Genomic DNA, 18,490 nt, shown 5'->3' with positions numbered 1-18,490 from the left:
ACGCGCGTGCGCGTCGGGTCTCCGGCGGGCCGCCGGGGCGGGGGCTCCGGCCGATACTCCGGGCATGAGACCAGCCCGTCCGGTGTCGCGGTCACGGCTCGCCGCCCTCACCGCGTTCCTCGCCCTCGCCTCCCTCGTCTCCCCCGCGACCGGCCGGGCCGCCGCCCCCGCCACGCCCCCGGGCGGGGACGGCGGCCGGCACCGGCCCTGCGCGGCCTCCGAGGCGCCCGGCCGCGGCCCGGCCCGGGAGGTGCTGCGGATCGCCGAGCGGACCCGGGCGGAGCTGGGCCTCAAGTCGGTGATCGTGCGGGTGACCCGCGGGGACCGCGAGGTCGTCACCGCCGCGCTCGGCACGTCGATGACCGGCGTCCCGGCGGACCCCGCGATGCACTTCCGGAACGGCAACATCGCGATCAGCTACCTGGGCACCGCCCTGCTGCGCCTGGTCGACCAGGGCCGGGTCGGGCTCGACGACCCGGTCGGGCGCTGGCTGCCGGACCTGCCGCAGGGCGACCGGATCACCCTGCGGATGCTCGCCGCCTCCACCACCGGGCTCGTCGACTACGTCAGGTTGCCCGCCTTCCAGCAGGCGGTCGTGGCGAACCCGTTCCGTCAGTGGACCGCCGGCGAACTGGTCGCCCTGTCGACGGGCCGGGACCGGTGGTACCGGCCGGGCACCAACTGGAGCTATTCGCACGCCAACTTCCTCCTCCTCGGCGCCGCCCTGGAGAAGATCACCGGGACCCGGCTCGACGTGCTGCTCCGCCGCCAGGTCCTCGGGCCGCTGGGGCTGGACGAGACCCGGAACTCCTCCACGCCCGAGATCCCGGAACCGATCCTGCACGCCTTCACCTCCGACCGCGGCACCTACGAGGAGTCCACCTTCTGGAACCCCTCGTGGACCACCGCGCCCGGCGCCGTGCAGACCACCGACATCTGCGACCTGGCCCGCTCGGCGGCCGGCATCGGCTCCGGCGCGCTCCTCTCCCCCGCGTCGTACCACGAGCTGCTGGACCCGGGAACGGTCGGCCTGGGCCACGCGACCCGGAAGTGCCCGGCGACGGTCTGCCTCGCCCAGACCGAGCGGACCCACTACGGCCTCGGCGTGCTCGTCCTCGGCGACTGGGTCGCCCAGCACCCGCTCTTCTTCGGGTACTCGGCGTCCCAGGCGTACCTCCCCTCCGAGCGGCTGGCCGTCGCCGTCTCCACCACCCAGGACCCGGACGCCGCCGCCGGCCACACCGCCCACACCCTCGCGCAGCGGATCGCCGCCGCCCTGACCCCCGACCACCCCATCCCCGACTTCGGCTGACCGGCCGGTCGGGCCGGGCCGCGCGCGGGCCGGGCTCAGCCGCGCAGGGCCGACAGGAGGATGCCCGGGAGCCGCGCCGCCCGCCCGGCGGTAGCCCCCAGGGAGGGCGTACGCGGCAGCGTCGGGAGGTGCGCGGGCTCGCCGTCGCCGGCCCAAGCGGCGACGGCGTCCATGGTGAGGGCGCCCCTGCCGCGCTCGGCGACCAGGTCGACGCCGGCGTCGAGCCGTCCCGGTGACGTGCCCTTGCCGGGGCCGCCCCGGCCCCTTCGTACCCGCCCGTGTTCTCGGCCGGGGCACCGACCCGGCCGCGTCCGGCCGTCCGGCCCGACGCGAAACCGGGCGCCCGCGGTGAGTTCCGCCCGCGGGACGTGCTCGGTGGCCCTGCCCGAGGGCGGGCGCGGGAGCGCGTCGCGGAGCACGACCTCGCGCGGGATCTCGTAGCGGGCCGTGCGCGACTCCGGGCCCGTTCGCCGTCGCGAGGGCTTCCTCGGTGCCGGCCGCGCGAACGACGCCGTCCCCGCGGGGCGCGGAGGTGCGTCACGTTCTCCTGACGTGCCCGGGCCGGGGGGAGCCGACCGTGGCGGGAAACTCTGAATGATGGTTCACTTCTTCCATGGCCTACCGCAAGACCCCAGCCGAGATCCGCCGGCTCGAAGTCGCCCGGGAGCATCTGGTCGCCTGCGCCACCTCGGTCGTCGCCGAGGTGGGCTGGTCCCAGGCGTCCGTGACCGCGGTCGCCGACGCCGCCGGGATCGCGGCCGGCTCCGTCTACCAGCACTTCCCGTCCAAGGCGGCGCTCGCCGTGGAGGTCTTCCGGCGCGCCGCCGGGCGCGAGGTGGAGGTGCTCGGCGAGGTGCTGACCGCGCCCGGCGACCCGGTCGAGCGACTGAGCCGCGGCATCCACGTCTTCGCCCGCCGAGCCCTGGAGAACCGCGGGCTCGCCTACGCCCTGCTCGCCGCCCCGGCCGAGCCCGCCGTCGGCGCCGAGCGGCTGGACTTCCGGCGCCGCTACCGCGCGCTCTTCGCCGCCGTGGTGCGCGAGGGGATCGCGGACGGGGTGCTTCCGGAGCAGAACGGCGAGATCACCGCCGCCGCGCTCACCGGCGCGATCGGCGAGGTCCTGGTCGACCCGCTCGGCACCCCCGACGGCACCACCACCGAGGCCCTCCTCGCCGAACTCACCGCGATGGCCCTGCGCTGCGCGGGCGCGCCCGCGCCGTAAGCCGTGACGGGCCCGCGACCCCTGCCCCGTGCCCGAGTCCACCCGACCGCTCGACCGTCCGCCCCACCGCCCCACCGCCTCCGCCGGCCCACGCGACCGGCGCCAGGCGACCCGCACCGTGCCCCGTACCGACCCGCCTTCCGGAGGAGCAGCCACCGTGACCACGACCCCCGGCTCCGACACCGCCACCGCCGCCGCTCTCGCGACCGCCCCGCGCGAGGCCGACGCCGGCCCCGGCGCCACGCCCCGGAGCCGTCCCACCGCCGTGACGCACGCCGTCACCAACCAGACCCCGCCGCTGACCGGTCACGACGCGGCGGCCGACCCGGTGCTGCTCGAAGGCGTCGAGCGGGAGGGCGCCGGATGGCACCTGGAGGACCTGCACCGCTTCGGCCGCGTCGTCGCGGGCGAGGAGGCCCAGCACTGGGCGGACCAGGCCAACCGCCACGAGCCCGAGCTGCGCACCCACGACCGGTACGGCAACCGGATCGACGAGGTCGAGTTCCACCCGGCCTACCACCGGCTGATGGACCTCTCCGTGGGCGAGGGCCTCGCCGGCGCCGCCTGGGCCGACGACCGGCCCGGCGCGCACGTGGCGCGCGCGGGCGGTTTCATGCTCGCCACCACGCTGGAGCCGGGCCACCTGTGCCCGGTCTCCATGACGTACGCCGTCGTCCCGGCGCTGCGCCACTCCCCCGAACTCGCCGAGACGTACGTGCCGCTGCTCACCAGCCGCTCGTACGACCCCGGGCTGCGCGCCCCGGCGGGCAAGCGCGGGCTGCTCGCCGGGATGGGCATGACCGAGAAGCAGGGCGGCAGCGACGTGCGCGCCAACACCACGACCGCCACCGAACTCCCGGACGGCACCTGGCGCCTGCGCGGCCACAAGTGGTTCACCAGCGCGCCGATGAACGACGTCTTCCTGGTCCTCGCGCAGGCGCCCGGCGGCCTCTCCTGCTTCCTGGTGCCGCGCGTCCTGCCCGACGGCAGCCGCAACACCTTCCGCATCCAGCGGCTCAAGGACAAGCTCGGCAACCGCTCCAACGCCAGCAGCGAGCCGGAGTTCGACGACACGGTCGCGTGGCTGGTCGGCGTCGAGGGCAAGGGCGTGCGGACCATCATCGACATGGTGACCATGACCCGCCTGGACTGCGTGCTCGGCTCCGCCGCCGGCATCCGGGGCGCGCTCGCCCAGGCGGCCCATCACGCCCGCCACCGCTCGGTGTTCGGCGCCACGCTGATCGACCAGCCGCTGATGCGGAACGTCCTCGCCGACCTGGCCCTGGAGTCGGAGGCCGCCACCACCCTCGGCCTGCGGCTGGCCGGCGCCGCGGACCGCGCCCGGCTCGGCGACGAGGGCGAGCGGGCCTTCCTCCGCCTGGCCACCGCCGTCGGCAAGTACTGGGTCTGCAAGCGGCAGCCCGCCGCCGTCGCCGAGGCCCTGGAATGCCTCGGCGGCAACGGCTACGACGAGGCGTCGGGCATGCCCAGGATGTACCGCGAGGCCCCGCTCAACAGCATCTGGGAGGGCTCCGGCAACGTCAGCGCCCTCGACCTGCTGCGCGCCCTGGCCCGCGAGCCGGAGGCCCTGGCGGCCTTCCGCGCGGAGGTCGAGGCGGCGTCCGGCGCCGACCGGCGGCTCGACGCGGCCTGGACCGGCCTCCAGGGCGAACTGCGCCTCACCGAGGACGCCCCGCTGCGCGCCCGCCGGGTCGCCGAGCGGGCGGCGCTGGTGCTCCAGGGCTCGCTCCTGGTCCGGCACGCCCCGGCGGCGGTCGCCGACGCGTTCTGCGCCTCGCGCCTCTCCGGCGACCAGGGCCTCGCCTTCGGCACCCTCCCGCCGGCGACGGACTTCACGGGGCTGCTGGCCCGCCTCCCGGTCTGAGCGGGCCCCCGCCGAGGCTCTCGCGCAGCACGGCCGCCTCCTCGTCGAGGTGGTGGAGGAGCGCGGCGAGCGCCGGGGTGCGGGTGCGGTGGGCGGCCTCGGTGACGCCCACCGTGCGTCCCACGGAGGGGAGTTCGACGGGCAGCGCCACCAGGTGTTCGTCGTCGCGCAGGACCAGCTCCGGCAGCAGGGCCACCATGTCGGTCTGGAGCAGCAGCGCCCGCATGGTCAGGATGGACGTGCACTCGACCCGGTCGGCCGGCAGCGAGAGCCCCCGGTCGACGAAGAGCGCGCCCAGCTCGTGGCGGAGGGCGGTCTGCTCGACCGGCAGGATCCACGGGAAGCCGAGCGCGTCGGTGAGCGCGACCGTCCGCTCCGCGAGCAGCGGATGCCCGGAGCGGACGGCGAGCCGGATGGGCTCGCGGTAGAGCATCCGCTGCCGCACCTTCTCGCCCTCGCCGGTCGCGGCGCCCACCCGGCCGACGATGACGTCGAGTTCGCCGCCGAGCAGCGCCGGGTGGAGCACGTCCGGGGTGCCCTCCCGGACGACGACGGTGAGCCGGGGCCGCTCCTTCTTGAGCCGGGCGACGGCCCGGGGCAGCAGCACGTTGGCCCCGGCGAGCAGGGTGCCCACGGTGACCGTGCCGTCCTGCCCCTGCCGCAGTCCGGTGAGGTGCTCCTCGGCGCGCCGCACCTCGGCGACGACCGCGCGGGCGTGCGCGACGAGGGCCTCGCCGTAGACGGTGGGCCGCATCCCGCGCGGCACTCGGGTGAAGAGCGGCAGTTCGGCGATGGCCTCCAGCTCCCGCAGCGTCCGGGTCGCGGCGGGCTGCGTCAGGTGCAGGGTCTCGGCCGCCCGCACCACGCTCCCGTGCTCGAAGACCGCGAGGAGCAGGGTCAGGTGCCGGAACTTCAGCCGGCCGTCCAGAAGGTCCATCGGAGCCGTCTCCTTCCGAGGAGTGCCGGGCGGCCCGGTCACCGGTCGCCCGGGCCGCGGGGAGTCGTCCCGGGATGCCCGGGGCCGGTCACCGACGGCGCGCCGCGCGCACCAACCTCCCCCGCATACCAGGATCGCTATACCTCTCGCACCGATCGGCATTGGATCGGCATAGCTGGGTGGGCGCACTATACCGGCACGCCCCGGGGTCGAGTTTCGGACAGTCCCGGGCCCAGCAACGGAGGTCTGCAAGGTGAGTTCACCCGTGCGGCATTACGTAGGAGGCGGGTTCGACGCGTCCGGCGTGCCGTTCCCGCTCGTCGACCCGGTCACCGGCCGCACCGTCGGAGAGGTGCCCGCGGCCTCGCGGGAACTGGTCGACCGGGCGGTCGGCGCGGCCCGCGAGGCGCTGCGCGGGCCCTGGGCCGGGTGGAGCCCGGCGGAGCGGTCGCGGGCGCTGCACCGGATCGCCGACGGCATCGAGGGGCGCTTCGAGGAGTTCGTCGCCGCCGAGTGCGCGGACACCGGCAAGCCCCGCGCGCTCGCCGCGACGGTCGACATCCCGAGGGCCGTCGCCAACTTCCGTTCGTACGCGGACCTCCTGGCCGGCCGGAGCGAGCGCTCCTGGCACACCGGGACCCCGGACGGGCGCGGCGCGCTGAACTACACGGTGCGCAAGCCGCTCGGCGTGGTCGCGGTGGTCTCGCCGTGGAACCTGCCGCTGCTGCTGCTCACCTGGAAGGTCGCCCCGGCCCTCGCCATGGGCAACACCGTGGTCGCCAAGCCGTCGGAGCTCACGCCGTCCACCGCCTGCCTGCTCGCGGAGGTGATCGCCGGGGCGGAGCTGCCGGCGGACGTCTTCCAGCTGGTCCACGGCCAGGGGGCGGACGCGGCCGGACAGTGGCTGACCGAGCACCCCGGGGTGGACGCCGTCGCCTTCACCGGCGAGTCCCGCACCGGCTCGTCGATCATGCGGGCCGCGGCGGACCGGCTGGCCCCGGTCTCCTTCGAACTCGGCGGCAAGAACGCCGGGCTCGTCTTCGCCGACGCGGACCTGGAGCGGGCCGTGGAGGGGACCCTCCGCTCGGCCTTCACGCACAGCGGGCAGGTCTGCCTGTGCACCGAGCGGGTGTACGTGGAGCGGCCGGTGTTCGAGGAGTTCGCCGGGGCGCTCGCGGCCGGGGCGAAGGACCTGGCCGGATACGGCCCGATGATCTCCGCCGCCCACCGCGACAAGGTCCTCGGCCATCTGGACCGGGCCGCCGCGGACGGCGAGGTCCTGGCGGGCGGCGGGGTGCCGTCGTTCGGCGACGCGCGGGACGGCGGCTTCTGGGTGGAGCCCACGGTGCTGACCGGACTGCCGGAGGACCACCCAGCGGTCCGGGAGGAGATCTTCGGCCCCGTCGTGCACCTGGCCCCCTTCGACACCGAGGAGGAGGCACTGGCGCTGGCCAACGCCGGTCCGTACGGCCTCGCCGCCACGGTGTGGACCGGCGACGTGAGCCGCGCGCACCGGGTCGCCCCCGCCCTCGACGTCGGCATCGCCTGGGTCAACACCTGGAACCTGCGCGACCTCCGCACCCCCTTCGGCGGGGTGAAGGCGTCCGGGATCGGGCGCGAGGGCGGCGACCACTCCCTCGACTTCTTCTCCGAGCCGATGAACGTGTGCGTGAAGCTGTGACGACGACGGACGACACCCCCTCCCGGGAGACCGCGCCCCGCCCGGACGCGGCCCGCCCGACGACGCCGCTCCCCTCCGACGCGGTGGCGGCCGCCGCCGCCCGCGTCGAGGAGGCGTACCGCACCGGCGTCCCCTGCGCGCCGGTCCGGGACCTGCTGCCGCCCGGCGACCTGGACGCGGCCCACGCCGTCCAGTCCCTCGTGACCGGGCGCCGGATCGCCGCCGGCCGCCGGGTCACCGGCTGGAGGACCGGCCCGGCCTCCCCTCCGGCGCCGCACCGGCCCGGCGCCGACGGCCCGGCCTCCGGCGTCCTGCTCGACGACACGGCCGTGCCGGACGGGGCCGAACTCCCCTGGGGCGCGGTGCTCCAGCCGCGTGCCGGGGCCGGGGTGGCCCTGGTCCTGGAGCGGGACCTCGGCCACGAGCGGCACACGGTGGCCGACGTGATCCGGGCGGTCGCCTTCGCGCTGCCGGCCGTCGACGTGTACGGCAGCCGGATCCGCGACTGGGACGTCACGGCCGTCGACACCCTCGCCGACAACGCCTCCGGGGGCGCGTACGTCCTGGGCACCCGCCCGGTGCTCCTGCGCGACCTGGACCTGCGGACGGCGGGAGCCGTGCTGGAGCGGCGGGGCGAGCCCGTCTCCACCGGCGCGGGCGTCGCCCGTCTCGGCCATCCGCTGCACGCGGCCGTGCTGCTGGCCGACGCGCTCGTCCGGCGGGGCACGCCGCTGCGGGCCGGGGACACGGTGCTGACCGGCCCGCTCGGCCCGCTGACGGCCGCGGCGCCCGGAGACGTGCTGGAGGCCCGGATCGACGGACTCGGCTCGGTGCGCGCGGCCTTCGGGCCCGCCGGGCCGGAAGGGGAGACACGATGAGCACGACGACGGCACCGGCCGGGAACCCGGCCGAGCGGCTGGCCCGGGCCCTGGACGCGGCGGCCCTGGAGGCCCGTCCGCTGCCCGGCGGCGGCAGCGGCCTCACCGACGTCGCCGAGGCGTACGCGGTGCAGGAGGCCCTGGTCGTCCGGCGGCTGGCCCGCGGCGAGCGGCCCACCGGCGTGAAGCTGGGGTTCACCAGCCTCGCCAAGATGCGGCAGATGGGCGTGGCCGATCTGATCCACGGACGGCTGACGGACCGCATGGAGGTCGCGGACGGCGGCCGGTGCGAGGTCGCCGGGCTGATCCACCCGCGGGTCGAGCCGGAGGTCGCCTTCCTCCTCGGCGCGTCCCTGGCCCCGGGCGGCGACCCGGCGGCGGCGGTCGCCGCCGTGGCGCCCGCCCTGGAGGTCATCGACTCCCGCTACGACGGCTTCCGCTTCTCGCTCCCCGAGGTGATCGCCGACAACACCTCCGCCGCGGCCTACGCGGTCGGACCGTGGACCGCGCCGCGCGACCTGGGCGGCCTCGGCGCGCTCGGCAACCTCGGGGTGGTCCTGGAGCTGGACGGGCACCCCGCCGAGACCGGCTCCACCGCCGCGATCCTCGGGCACCCGCTGCGCGCGCTGGCCGCCGCGGCCCGGCTCGCCGGTCCGCTCGCCGCCGGCACGGTGATCCTCGCGGGCGCGGCCACCGCCGCCGTACCCCTGCCGCCCGGCACCCACGTCCGGGCCACGGTCGCCCGCCTCGGCGCCGTCTCCCTCACCACCGGGGAGGCGGCGTGATCGTCCCCGGCGCCGCCCCGCCCCGCGGGCGCTTCCCGCACCTGAGGCGCGCGGGCGACCTGGTCTTCGTGTCCGGTACGAGCTCCCGCCGGCCGGACGGCGGCTTCGCGGGCGCGAGCGCCGACCCGATGGGCGTGACGGACCTCGACATCCGCGTCCAGACCCGGGCCGTGCTCGACAACATCGCGAGCCTCCTGGGGGCGGTGGGCGGCGGTCTCGACGACCTCGTGTCGGTGACCGCGTACCTGGTGAACATGAACGACTTCGGCGGCTACAACGAGGTGTACGCCGCGTACTTCGACGAGACCGGCCCGACCCGCACCACCGTCGCCGTCCACCAACTCCCCCACCCCCACCTGCTGATCGAGATCAGCGCGGTGGCCCACCTTCCGCAGAGCGAGGAACAGCGCCGATGACGATGAGACCGTTCAACCTCCACGCCTGGATCGACGAGCACCGGCACCTGCTGAGGCCGCCGGTCGGCAACGTCCAGATCTGGCGGGACGCCGACCTGATGGTGACGGTCGTCGGCGGCCCCAACCGCCGCACCGACTTCCACGACGACCCGATCGAGGAGTTCTTCTACCAGCTCAAGGGCGACATGGTGCTGCGCGTCATGGAGGAGGAGGGCCGGCCGCCGCGCGACCTCCACATCCGCGAGGGCGACGTCTTCCTCGCCCCGGCCCATCTGCGGCACTCCCCGCAGCGGCCGGAGGAGGACAGCATCGGCCTGGTCGTCGAGTTCGCCCGCCCCCGTGGCAGCCTCGACGCCTTCGAGTGGTACTGCGTGGAGTGCCACCACCTGGTGCACCGCAGCGAGCTCCAGCTCACCTCCATCGTCGACGACCTCCCGCCGGTCTTCGGCGCCTTCTACGCCGACGAGACGGCCCGCACCTGCGGCCGCTGCGGCGCGCTGCACCCGGGCCGCGACTGGCCGGAGGACCTGCGCCCGCGCACCCGCCGCGACGAGGCGGGCGGCGCATGACCGTCGTCGACGTCCACGCGCACGTCTTCCCCGCGCTCGGCCGCGCCGAGTCCCGGCGGCTCACCGGCTCCGACGACGGCCCCTGGCTGCGCACCACGGACGGTCCGGACGCCGGGATGATGATGGCCGGCGCCACCGAGTACCGGCCGGTGCGCCGCACCCTGTGGGACCCGGCCGCCCGCGTCGCCGACCTCGACCGGCTCGGCGTCGACGTCCAGGTCCTCTCCAGCACCCCGCTGCTCTTCGGCTACGGCCTGGAGCCCGGGCGCGCCGCCGACTGGTGCCGCACCGTCAACGCCCATCTGCTGGAGTACGCCGCGTACGCCCCCGACCGGCTGGCCCCGCTCTGCCAGGTGCCGCTCCAGTCCACCGAGGCCGCCTGCGAGACGGTGAGCGAGGCGATGCGCCAGGGCTTCCACGGCGTGCACATCGGCAACCACCTGGGCGACCGCGACCTCGACGACGGGGCGCTCACCGAGTTCCTGGCGCACTGCGCGCACGAGGGCGCGGCCGTCCTCGTGCACCCGTGGGACCTGCCGTCCGGGCCGCGCCACGCGCGCTACATGCTGGCCTGGCTGGCGGGCATGGCCGGCGAGACCCATCTGACGATCCTGTCGCTGATCCTCTCCGGGGCCTTCGAGCGCCTCCCGGCCTCGCTGCGGCTCCTGTTCGCGCACGGCGGCGGCAGCTTCCCGTACCTGCTGGGCCGGGCCGACAACGCCTGGCACCGCCGGGACCTCGTCCGGGCCGACAGCCCGCACCCGCCGTCGCACTACACCGACCGGTTCTCCGTCGACTCGGCCGTCTTCGACCCGGGGGCGCTGCGCCTCCTGGTGGACGTGATGGGCGCGGAGCGGGTGCTGCTCGGCTCCGACCACCCCTTCCCGCTCGGCGAGGAGGAGATCGGCCGGCTGGTGCGCGACAGCGCCCTCACCGACCGCGAGAAGGCCGCCGTCCTCGGCGGCAACGCCGTCCGCTTCTTCGGACTGAACCGGCTGCCGGAAGGAGCCCCCGCATGCTGACCGAGCGCGCCGCCGCGCTGGACGCGGCCGACCCCCTCGCCCACGTCCGCTCCCGCTTCCTGCTCCCGGAGGGGGTGGTGTACCTGGACGGCAACTCGCTGGGGGCGCTGCCCGCCGCCGTCCCCGCGGTCGTCGAGGACGCCGTGCACCGGCAGTGGGGCACCGACCTGATCCGCTCCTGGAACGCCAACGGCTGGTGGGAGGCACCGGCCAGGACCGGGGACGCCGTCGGCCGGCTGATCGGCGCCGCCCCGGGGCAGGTCGTCGCCGGGGACTCCACGAGCGTCCAGCTGTTCAACACCCTGCTGGCGGCGGCCCGGCTGCGGCCCGGGCGCCGGCTGCTGCTGACCGACCCCGACCACTTCCCCACCGACCAGTACATCGCCGACTCGGTGGGACGCCTCCTCGGCCTCGACGTCCGCCGGGTGCCGGCCCGGGAGGCCGCCGCCGTGCTGGCCGCCGAGGGCGCGGACGTGGCCGTCGCCGCCTACGCGCCGGTGGACTACCGCACCGGCGAGCTGTACGACATGGCCGCGCTCACGGCCGCCGCGCACGCCGCCGGCGCCCTGGCGCACTGGGACCTCTGCCACGCGGCGGGCGCGCTGCCGGTCGAACTCGACGCGATCGGGGCGGACTTCGCGGTCGGCTGCGGCTACAAGTACCTGTCCGGCGGGCCCGGCGCACCGGCCTTCGCCTATGTCGCCGCCCGCCACCAGGACGGCTTCGACCAGCCGCTGACCGGCTGGCACGGCCATGCCGCGCCCTTCGCGATGTCCGGCACGTACGCCCCCGGGCCGGGCGTCGCCCGGGCCAGGATCGGCACGCCCGCGCTGCTGTCGCTGCTCGCCCTGGAGGCCGCGCTGACCGCCTTCGACGGGGTGGACATGGCCGAGGTGCGCCGGAAGAGCCTGTCGCTGACCGGCTTCTTCCAGGAGTGCGCCGACTCCCTCCTCGACAGCCTCGGCTTCACCCCCGCGACCCCGCGCGACCCCGCGCGCCGGGGCAGCCAGGCCGCGCTGCGGCACCCGGAGGCGTACCCCCTGGTCGCCGCGCTCACCGCCCGGGGCGTGATCGGCGACATGCGCGCCCCGGACCTGCTCCGCTTCGGCTTCAACGCGCTGTACGTCACGCACGCCGATGTGCTGCGCGCCGTCGAGGAGTTGAGGGACATCGCGGTCTCCGGCGCCCATCGGGCCCCCGAGTTCCGCGAGCGCCCGACCGTCACCTGAGCCCTCGCCCCCGCAGCACCGCTCCCTCCCCCGCGTACGTCTCCGAAAGGACCGTCCCATGCGCTCCACCCGCAGAAACGCGGCGCTCGCCGCCGCCGTCGCCGCCGCCGCGACGGCCACGCTGCTCGTCCCCGGGGTCTCCGGCGCCACCTCCGGGGCCGCCGCCCCGGCCGCCGGCGACCCGGACGTCCGCGCCGTCTGCGCCGACCGACGGCCGGAACAGGCCGACCCCGGCGCGTACGGCATGCAGCTGGACGGCACCTTCCGGCACCCCGCGCTCACCCCGGTCGACGAGGAGTCCGAGCACCCCTTCCCAGGCCGCCGGGCGGAGTACGACACCAGGTCGTACATCAAGAACATGAAGGTCGAAGCGGCTTACGAGGGAGCCGACTTCACCCCGGACTACTTCCACACCTGGCAGAACGTCGTCGACTTCGACGGGCGCCGCTACCTCTTCCAGTACGACCGGTCGGAGGGCCGCGTCTACGACATCACCGACGTCAAGAAGGTGAAGGTCGTCGAGAAGCTGAGCCGGGAGGACGTCGGCGGCGACGAGACCCGCGCCAACGGCGACTGGGCGGCGCACGACTACTGGGGCGCCTCCACCATCCAGTGGAGCGAGAAGCTCGACGCCTACGTCATGGTGCAGAGCTTCGAGAGCAAGCGGCAGATCTCCGAACTCTCCGACCACCCGCCCCTCGACAAGTACAACAACCCCGACGGCGTGCGGAAGCTGAGGGAGAAGCCGGGGCTCAAGGGCTTCAAGGTCTACCGCCTGGACGGGCCGCGCAAGAAGGACTGGAAGCTGCTCGCGACGGTCTCCACCGACTCCACGCAGGCCGACCCGCTCCGCTCCGACCCGGCGACCGCGCAGCAGGGCTCGGGCTCCATCGACGTGCCCCACTGGGCGGGCGGGCGGTACATGTTCATCGCCACGGCACCGGACGACACCTACTCCGGCACCGAGTACCCGACCAACCTGCACTCGGCCGGCTACCAGTCCTGGGACATGTCCGACCCGGCCCACCCCCGGCTCCTCGACACCTGGCACCTGCCCGGCCAGCGCACCGGCGAGGACGCCGCCTACCGGAAGAACCCGCGCTGCGGCAACCGGACCAGCTGGATGGGCGCCCGGATGCCGCTCTTCCTCCCCAAGCCCGTGGAGAAGGGCGGGCGCTACGCCTTCGCCGCGATGGGCGGCTACGGCCTGACGGTCCTGGACGTGTCCGACCCCTCCGACCTGAGGACCGTCGCCCACCTGGACCTGCCGGCGTCGGTGGCGGGCACCGAGGGGGACAACATCGACGTCTCCCAGTACGAGAAGACCGGGATGATCTACTACTCCGGCTACCCGCTCACCGAGGACTGCTACGAGCCCTACAAGGACGTCTACCAGATCGACGTCCGCGACCCGGCCCGCCCCCGCGTGGTCGGCGCCCTCCCCCGCCCCGTCCCGCCGCGGACGGCCGGCTTCGCCGACTACTGCCAGCGCCGCGGCAGCTTCGGCCCCAAGCGGACCGGCTACTACACCAACCCGGGCCGCCACGACGCCGGCCTCCTCGGCTACGGCTTCTACAACGCGGGCGTCCAGTTCTTCGACGTCTCCGACCCGGCCGCGCCCGAGATCGCCGCGTACTTCGTCCCCAAGGCGTACGGCCGCGACACGGCGGACTACGCGTACGGCAACCAGACCCACGGGGTCTACGTGGAGTGGGACCGCAACATCGCCTGGGCGCTGACCAACCACGGCATCTACGCCCTGTCGTCGAAGGTCCTGGGCAAGCCCGACCTCGACCGCCCGGCGAAGCCGTTCCGCACCAGCGAGTTCTGAGCCCCTCCTCCTCGCCCCCGCTCCCCCTCCCCTCCCCGCTGTTCCCCGTCCCCCGGAAGGGTCCCTCCGTCATGCCCGCATCCAGCGACTCCGCAGGACTGGTCCGCTCGCTCACCCACCGCCAGACCACCATGATCGGGCTGGGCTCCGCGCTCGGCACCGGTCTCTTCCTCGGCTCCGGGACGGCGATATCCGTCGCCGGGCCCGCCGTGATCGTCTCGTACGTGATCGGGGCGGTGCTGGTGGCCGTCATCGCCGTGCTCCTCGGCGAGATGTCCGCCGCCCATCCCGTGCCGGGCTCGTTCGGCACCGTCGCGCACCGCTACCTCGGGCCGTGGGCCGGCTTCCTCAGCCGGTGGCTGTACTGGTTCAGCGCGGTCGTGGTCATCGGCACGGAGGTCGTCGCCTCCGCGCTCTACATCCGGTGGTGGTGGCCCGGCGTGCCGATGTCGCTGGCCATCGTGGCGATCGCCGCGATCGTCCTCGCGGTCAACGTCATCAGCGTGAAGTCCTTCGGCACCACGGAGTTCTGGCTCTCCACCGTCAAGGTGGTGGCGCTGTGCGCCTTCGTGCTCTGCGCCGCGCTGCTGGTCTTCTTCGGCCTGCCCGACACGGAGGCCACCGGCCTCGCCCACCTCACCGACGACGGCGGCTTCCTCCCGCACGGCGCCAAGGCCGTCTGGATCGGCATGTCCGTGGTGATGTTCGCCTACGCCGGCTTCGAGGTCGTCGCCATCGCCTCCGCCGAGGCCGCCGACCCGCAGCGCACCATCCGGACCGCGATGCGCCAGCTGGCCTGGCGGCTCGCCTTCTTCTACCTCCTCTCCATCACCCTGGTCCTGGCGCTGATCCCGTGGCGCAGACTCGCCGCCGGCGACGGCAGCGTCGAGGCCAGCCCCTTCGTGCGGGTCTTCACGGAGATCGGCGTGCCCGCCGCGGCGACCGTCACCAACGCGGTCGTCCTCATCGCCGCCATGTCCGCCGCCAACGCCCACCTGTACGGCGCGTCCCGGCTGCTGCACTCGCTCGGCGGCGACGGCCTCGCCCCGGCGCCGATGGCCCGGCTCAGCCGGCGCGGGGTCCCCGCGGTCGCCCTGGCCGCGTCCACCCTGGGCATCGCGGTGGCCGCCCTGCTCGCCTTCTACGACGTCAGCGGGCTCTTCGGGATCCTGATGTCGATCGCCCTCTTCGCCGTCCTGATGGTGTGGCTGCTGATCCTCGCCTCGTACGTGGCCTTCCGCCGGCACCGGAACGCGCACCCGGAGGAGTTCACCGGCTTCAGCATCCCGGGCGGCGACAAGCTCGCCGTCGTCGCCGGGGTCGGCGTCCTCGCCGTCGCCGCGACCGCCGTGGAGGTCCCCGACATGCGGCAGGCGGCCGGCATCGGGCTCGCCTTCACCGCCGTCCTCCTGGTCTGTCACGCCCTGACCGGCGCCCGCAGGGCGGCCCGCGACGGACGGTCCGACGCCTCCCCGGCCACCCCGGCGGCCCCGGCCGGGGAGCGGCCCTAGAAGAATTCCGCGCCGGGGCGAATCCTTCGCGGGGCCGGCCGTCTCTTATCCGCGTACCGGCCGCACGGGCCGGTACCGCCGGAAGGAGACATCATGCTGATCACCGCCCTCGTCGTCGTCGGGGTCCTGCTCGTCGGGGCGTGCGGCCGGCACCTGACCCGGCGGTACCGGAGCCGGGCCTGATCCGCACCGCCCACGGGAGCCCGCAGAGCACGAGGAAGAGCACATGAACCGACCCTTCTCCTGGCCGGACGAACGTCTGGTCAGGGCCGCCCAGGACGGCGACGTCGCCTCGCTGACCACCGTCGTCATGGAATCGCAGCCGCACGTGCGGAAGTTCGCCCGGTCGCTGTGCGCCTCCCCGCAGGACGCGGAGGACGCGGCGCAGGAGGCGCTGATCATCCTCTACCGGAAGATCGGCACCCTGCGGGCGTCGGGGGCGCTCGCCTCGTGGATGTTCCGCATCGTGCGCAACGAGTGCCTCCGGCAGGTCCGGCTGCTCGTGGCGCGGCCCGAGGAACCGGCGGCGGCCGGAGCCGAGGGCCCGGCGGAGCCGTCCGCCGAGGAGGCCGTCCTGCACCGGCTGGAAGCCGAGCGGATCGCCGCCGCCGTCGGGGCCCTGCCCCGGGAGCAGCGGCAGGTGCTGATCATGCGGGACGTGCAGGGCCTGCCCGGAAGGACCGTCGCCCACGCGCTCGGCCTGAGCAACGCGGCGATGAAGTCCCGGCTGCACCGGGCGCGCGCCGCCCTCCGCCACTCCCTGGCGGTGACCGATCCGCCGTCCGCCCGGGCGACCGGGCGGACGACCGTTCCTCGCCCCGACGAAGGAGACCCGCGACCATGAACCCCCTCCCGACCGTCGACGCCGTCAAGCCCGTCGACGTCCCGCTCGTCGACCTCACGAGGCGGGGCGCCACGGCGCCGGGCCGACCGGACTTCGCCAGCAGCTCGGTGCCGCGCCATCTGGCCCGCGGCGCCCTCGGCTTCGGACTGATCATCGGCTCCGTCGCCCTGGTGCCGGTCGCCGGACCGGCCACCCTGCTGGCGGCCCCGCTGGCCCTGATCGCCTTCCGCGGCTGCCCCACCTGCTGGATGGTGGGCCTGGCCCAGACGATCTCCCGGGGCCGTCTGGAGCGCCGGTGCGAGGACGGCGTGTGCACCCTCGCCAAGGCGCACCCGCACCCGGCGGGAACACCCAGGCCCTAGCGGGTCCGGGAGGGCCGCCCCCGTCTCGTCCCCGAGGCGGGGGCGGCCCGCGTGGCGCGCGCGGGCGAAATTCCCGGGGGTTCACGAGGGCCGACTGTTACGCTGGTGAGGACGTTGATCGCGAAACGAGGAGAGCAGCAGACGTGGCGGGTGACGACGACATCTCCGGGTGAGATCCGGATCTGACGGCCGCCGGACGCGCCGAGGAGCGCAGCCGGGGTGGCCCGTTCGTCGTACCCCTTTTCCCCTTGTCTGCCCGGGGCGGAGCTGTATCCGCCGCCCGCCCCCTTCCTCCCCCGCGAGGTCGTTTCCATGTCTCACGCCACCGTCGTCTGCTCGGACCTGTCGTTCTCCTGGCCCGACGACACCCCCGTCTTCCACGAGCTGTCCTTCAGCCTGGGCGGCGGCAGCACGGGCCTCGTCGCGCCCAACGGCTCCGGGAAGAGCACCCTGCTCAAGCTGATCGCCGGCGAGCTGCGCCCCACGGCCGGCTCGGTCACCGTCGGCGGCGGCCTCGGCTACCTCCCGCAGTCGCTGCCGCTCACCGGCGACCTCACCGTCGGCGACGTCCTCGGTGTCGCCGACGTGATCCGCGCGCTGGACGCCGTCGAGTCCGGTGACGTCTCCGAGGAGCACTTCACCACCATCGGCGACGACTGGGACATCGAGGAGCGCACCCGCGCCCAGCTCGACCGGCTCGGTCTCGGCGGGCTCGCCCTCGACCGCACCCTGAGCACCCTCAGCGGCGGCCAGGTCGTCTCCCTCGGCCTCGCCGCGCAGCTGCTCAAGCGGCCCGACGTGCTGCTGCTCGACGAACCGACCAACAACCTCGACCAGGAGGCCCGGCACCAGCTGTACGACGCGCTGTCGGACTTCGACGGCCTGCTCCTCGTCGTCGCCCACGACCGGGCGCTGCTCGACCGCATGGACGGCATCGCCGAGCTCGGCGCCTCCCGACTGCGCCTGTACGGCGGCAACTTCAGCGCCTACGAGGAGGCCGTGCGTGGCGAGCAGGAGGTCGCGGAGAAGAACGTGCGCAACGCGGAGCAGGAGCTGAAGCGGGAGAAGCGCGAGCTCCAGCAGGCCCGCGAGCGCGCCGACCGGCGGGCGAGCAACGCCGCCCGCAACCTCAAGAGCGCCGGGCTGCCGCGCATCTTCGCCGGGAACATGAAGCGGGGCGCCCAGGAGTCCGCCGGCCGGGCCGGCCAGACCCACGCGAACCGGGTGGGCGAGGCCCAGGCCCGGCTCGACGAGGCGGGGCGGGCGCTCCGCGACGAGCAGCGGCTCGTCCTGGACCTGCCCGACACCCAGGTGCCCGCCGGGCGCAACCTCTTCCTGGGCGAGGGCATGCAGGTCCGGCACGACGGCCGGGAGGTGTTCGCCGAGGGCGGCGTCGACCTGTCCGTGCGCGGCCCCGAGCGCATCGCGCTGACCGGTCCCAACGGCTCCGGCAAGACCACCCTGATGCGGCTCGTCACCGGCGAACTCGTCCCGGACGCGGGGGAGGTCAAGCGCGGCGACGGTCGCGTCGCCTACCTCTCGCAGCGTCTGGACCTGCTGGACCTGGACCGCACGGTGGCGGAGAACTTCGCCGCGTTCGCGCCCGAGCGGCCCGAGGCGGAGCGGATGAACCTGCTCGCCCGCTTCCTCTTCCGGGGCGCCCGCGCGCACCTGCCCGTCGGCGTCCTGTCCGGCGGCGAGCGGCTGCGGGCCACGCTCGCCTGCGTGCTGTGCGCCGAGCCGGCCCCGCAGCTGCTGCTGCTCGACGAGCCGACGAACAACCTCGACCTGGTCAGCGCGGGCCAGTTGGAGAGCGCCCTCAACTCCTACCGGGGCGCGTTCGTCGTCGTCAGCCACGACGAGCGGTTCCTCGCCGAGATCGGGGTGAACCGCCTGCTGCGGCTGGAGGACGGGACGCTGCGGGACGCCGGGGCCCCCGCGGTCTGACCCTCGGGCACCCGCGGGCCCGCGCTCGAAGGGCGCGGCCGTGCGGGTGCCCGGTCCGG

At 75.1% G+C, this 18,490-nt stretch carries 17 protein-coding genes; 15 read left to right on the top strand and 2 right to left on the bottom strand.

Features of this window, described 5'->3' with window-relative positions:
- Positions 1–64 precede the first annotated feature (64 nt).
- The gene (locus IE321_RS13970) at positions 65–1,312 is read left to right on the top strand and encodes a serine hydrolase domain-containing protein (RefSeq protein ID WP_190223098.1); all 1,248 of its coding nucleotides are present in this window, start codon (positions 65–67) and stop codon (positions 1,310–1,312) included.
- A gap of 35 nt (positions 1,313–1,347) precedes the next feature.
- Here IE321_RS13970 and IE321_RS13965 read toward each other — a convergent pair whose 3' ends face one another.
- The gene (locus IE321_RS13965) at positions 1,348–1,731 is read right to left on the bottom strand and encodes a hypothetical protein (RefSeq protein ID WP_190223097.1); all 384 of its coding nucleotides are present in this window, start codon (positions 1,729–1,731) and stop codon (positions 1,348–1,350) included.
- Positions 1,732–1,925: 194 nt separating this feature from the next.
- Between IE321_RS13965 and IE321_RS13960 the strand changes: the two genes are divergently transcribed.
- Positions 1,926–2,534, top strand: coding sequence for a TetR/AcrR family transcriptional regulator (locus IE321_RS13960; RefSeq protein WP_043227183.1), 609 nt, complete (start codon positions 1,926–1,928; stop codon positions 2,532–2,534).
- Positions 2,535–2,799: 265 nt separating this feature from the next.
- Positions 2,800–4,419 carry an acyl-CoA dehydrogenase family protein gene (locus IE321_RS13955; protein WP_190223131.1) on the top strand — a complete coding sequence of 540 codons (1,620 nt, stop codon included), beginning with the start codon at positions 2,800–2,802 and terminating at the stop codon, positions 4,417–4,419.
- On the opposite strand, the gene IE321_RS13950 is transcribed toward IE321_RS13955, so the two are convergent.
- A complete protein-coding gene (locus tag IE321_RS13950) occupies positions 4,388–5,356 on the bottom strand; it encodes a LysR substrate-binding domain-containing protein (protein WP_043227184.1) in 969 nt (322 codons plus the stop codon). The two genes, IE321_RS13955 and IE321_RS13950, sit on opposite strands and share 32 nt — an antisense overlap.
- A 265-nt stretch (positions 5,357–5,621) precedes the next feature.
- Between IE321_RS13950 and IE321_RS13945 the strand changes: the two genes are divergently transcribed.
- The 12 genes from IE321_RS13945 (at position 5,622) to IE321_RS13890 (ending at position 18,431) form a co-directional block, all read left to right on the top strand.
- Complete coding sequence (locus IE321_RS13945) at positions 5,622–7,037, top strand: 2-hydroxymuconic semialdehyde dehydrogenase (RefSeq protein WP_226652754.1); 1,416 nt, start codon at positions 5,622–5,624, stop codon at positions 7,035–7,037.
- Entirely contained in the window at positions 7,034–7,915 is an 882-nt protein-coding gene (locus IE321_RS13940) for a 2-keto-4-pentenoate hydratase (protein WP_190223095.1), read from the top strand. Before IE321_RS13945 ends, IE321_RS13940 begins: the two co-directional genes overlap by 4 nt.
- Positions 7,912–8,700: a 2-keto-4-pentenoate hydratase gene (locus IE321_RS13935; protein ID WP_190223094.1), complete on the top strand. Its 789-nt coding sequence runs from the start codon at positions 7,912–7,914 to the stop codon at positions 8,698–8,700. The genes IE321_RS13940 and IE321_RS13935 overlap by 4 nt, the downstream gene beginning before the upstream one ends.
- The gene (locus tag IE321_RS13930; protein ID WP_043227187.1) at positions 8,697–9,116 is read left to right on the top strand and encodes a RidA family protein; all 420 of its coding nucleotides are present in this window, start codon (positions 8,697–8,699) and stop codon (positions 9,114–9,116) included. The genes IE321_RS13935 and IE321_RS13930 overlap by 4 nt, the downstream gene beginning before the upstream one ends.
- On the top strand, positions 9,113–9,685 hold the full coding sequence (locus IE321_RS13925; RefSeq protein WP_043227189.1) for a 3-hydroxyanthranilate 3,4-dioxygenase: 573 nt from the start codon (positions 9,113–9,115) through the stop codon (positions 9,683–9,685). The genes IE321_RS13930 and IE321_RS13925 overlap by 4 nt, the downstream gene beginning before the upstream one ends.
- A complete protein-coding gene (locus IE321_RS13920) occupies positions 9,682–10,707 on the top strand; it encodes an amidohydrolase family protein (RefSeq protein ID WP_043227190.1) in 1,026 nt (341 codons plus the stop codon). Before IE321_RS13925 ends, IE321_RS13920 begins: the two co-directional genes overlap by 4 nt.
- The gene (gene kynU / locus IE321_RS13915; RefSeq protein ID WP_190223093.1) at positions 10,701–11,936 is read left to right on the top strand and encodes a kynureninase; all 1,236 of its coding nucleotides are present in this window, start codon (positions 10,701–10,703) and stop codon (positions 11,934–11,936) included. Before IE321_RS13920 ends, kynU begins: the two co-directional genes overlap by 7 nt.
- 58 nt (positions 11,937–11,994) lie before the next feature.
- Positions 11,995–13,767, top strand: coding sequence for an LVIVD repeat-containing protein (locus tag IE321_RS13910; protein ID WP_190223092.1), 1,773 nt, complete (start codon positions 11,995–11,997; stop codon positions 13,765–13,767).
- A gap of 71 nt (positions 13,768–13,838) precedes the next feature.
- A complete protein-coding gene (locus tag IE321_RS13905) occupies positions 13,839–15,278 on the top strand; it encodes an amino acid permease (RefSeq protein WP_226652755.1) in 1,440 nt (479 codons plus the stop codon).
- Positions 15,279–15,504: 226 nt separating this feature from the next.
- On the top strand, positions 15,505–16,122 hold the full coding sequence (locus IE321_RS13900) for an RNA polymerase sigma factor (protein ID WP_226652756.1): 618 nt from the start codon (positions 15,505–15,507) through the stop codon (positions 16,120–16,122).
- A complete protein-coding gene (locus IE321_RS13895; protein WP_190223091.1) occupies positions 16,119–16,484 on the top strand; it encodes a hypothetical protein in 366 nt (121 codons plus the stop codon). Before IE321_RS13900 ends, IE321_RS13895 begins: the two co-directional genes overlap by 4 nt.
- A gap of 312 nt (positions 16,485–16,796) precedes the next feature.
- Positions 16,797–18,431 carry an ABC-F family ATP-binding cassette domain-containing protein gene (locus IE321_RS13890; protein ID WP_190223090.1) on the top strand — a complete coding sequence of 545 codons (1,635 nt, stop codon included), beginning with the start codon at positions 16,797–16,799 and terminating at the stop codon, positions 18,429–18,431.
- Positions 18,432–18,490: the final 59 nt, after the last annotated feature.

Origin of the sequence: Streptomyces hydrogenans, assembly GCF_014656075.1 — a bacterium.
Lineage (GTDB): Bacteria > Actinomycetota > Actinomycetes > Streptomycetales > Streptomycetaceae > Streptomyces > Streptomyces hydrogenans.
The sequence above is the reverse complement of the archived record's forward strand: the minus strand, read 5'-3'. Positions and strand labels throughout refer to the sequence as shown.

Excerpts from the sequence above, each read along its gene's own strand:
- IE321_RS13950 (WP_043227184.1), bottom strand. The coding sequence starts at position 5,356 with ATGGACCTTCTGGACGGCCGGCTGAAGTTCCGGCACCTGACCCTGCTC.
- IE321_RS13890 (WP_190223090.1), top strand. The coding sequence starts at position 16,797 with ATGTCTCACGCCACCGTCGTCTGCTCGGACCTGTCGTTCTCCTGGCCC.
- IE321_RS13935 (WP_190223094.1), top strand. The coding sequence starts at position 7,912 with ATGAGCACGACGACGGCACCGGCCGGGAACCCGGCCGAGCGGCTGGCC.
- IE321_RS13895 (WP_190223091.1), top strand. The coding sequence starts at position 16,119 with ATGAACCCCCTCCCGACCGTCGACGCCGTCAAGCCCGTCGACGTCCCG.
- IE321_RS13905 (WP_226652755.1), top strand. The coding sequence starts at position 13,839 with ATGCCCGCATCCAGCGACTCCGCAGGACTGGTCCGCTCGCTCACCCAC.
- IE321_RS13900 (WP_226652756.1), top strand. The coding sequence starts at position 15,505 with ATGAACCGACCCTTCTCCTGGCCGGACGAACGTCTGGTCAGGGCCGCC.
- IE321_RS13920 (WP_043227190.1), top strand. The coding sequence starts at position 9,682 with ATGACCGTCGTCGACGTCCACGCGCACGTCTTCCCCGCGCTCGGCCGC.
- IE321_RS13960 (WP_043227183.1), top strand. The coding sequence starts at position 1,926 with ATGGCCTACCGCAAGACCCCAGCCGAGATCCGCCGGCTCGAAGTCGCC.
- IE321_RS13925 (WP_043227189.1), top strand. The coding sequence starts at position 9,113 with ATGACGATGAGACCGTTCAACCTCCACGCCTGGATCGACGAGCACCGG.
- IE321_RS13970 (WP_190223098.1), top strand. The coding sequence starts at position 65 with ATGAGACCAGCCCGTCCGGTGTCGCGGTCACGGCTCGCCGCCCTCACC.
- kynU (WP_190223093.1), top strand. The coding sequence starts at position 10,701 with ATGCTGACCGAGCGCGCCGCCGCGCTGGACGCGGCCGACCCCCTCGCC.
- IE321_RS13910 (WP_190223092.1), top strand. The coding sequence starts at position 11,995 with ATGCGCTCCACCCGCAGAAACGCGGCGCTCGCCGCCGCCGTCGCCGCC.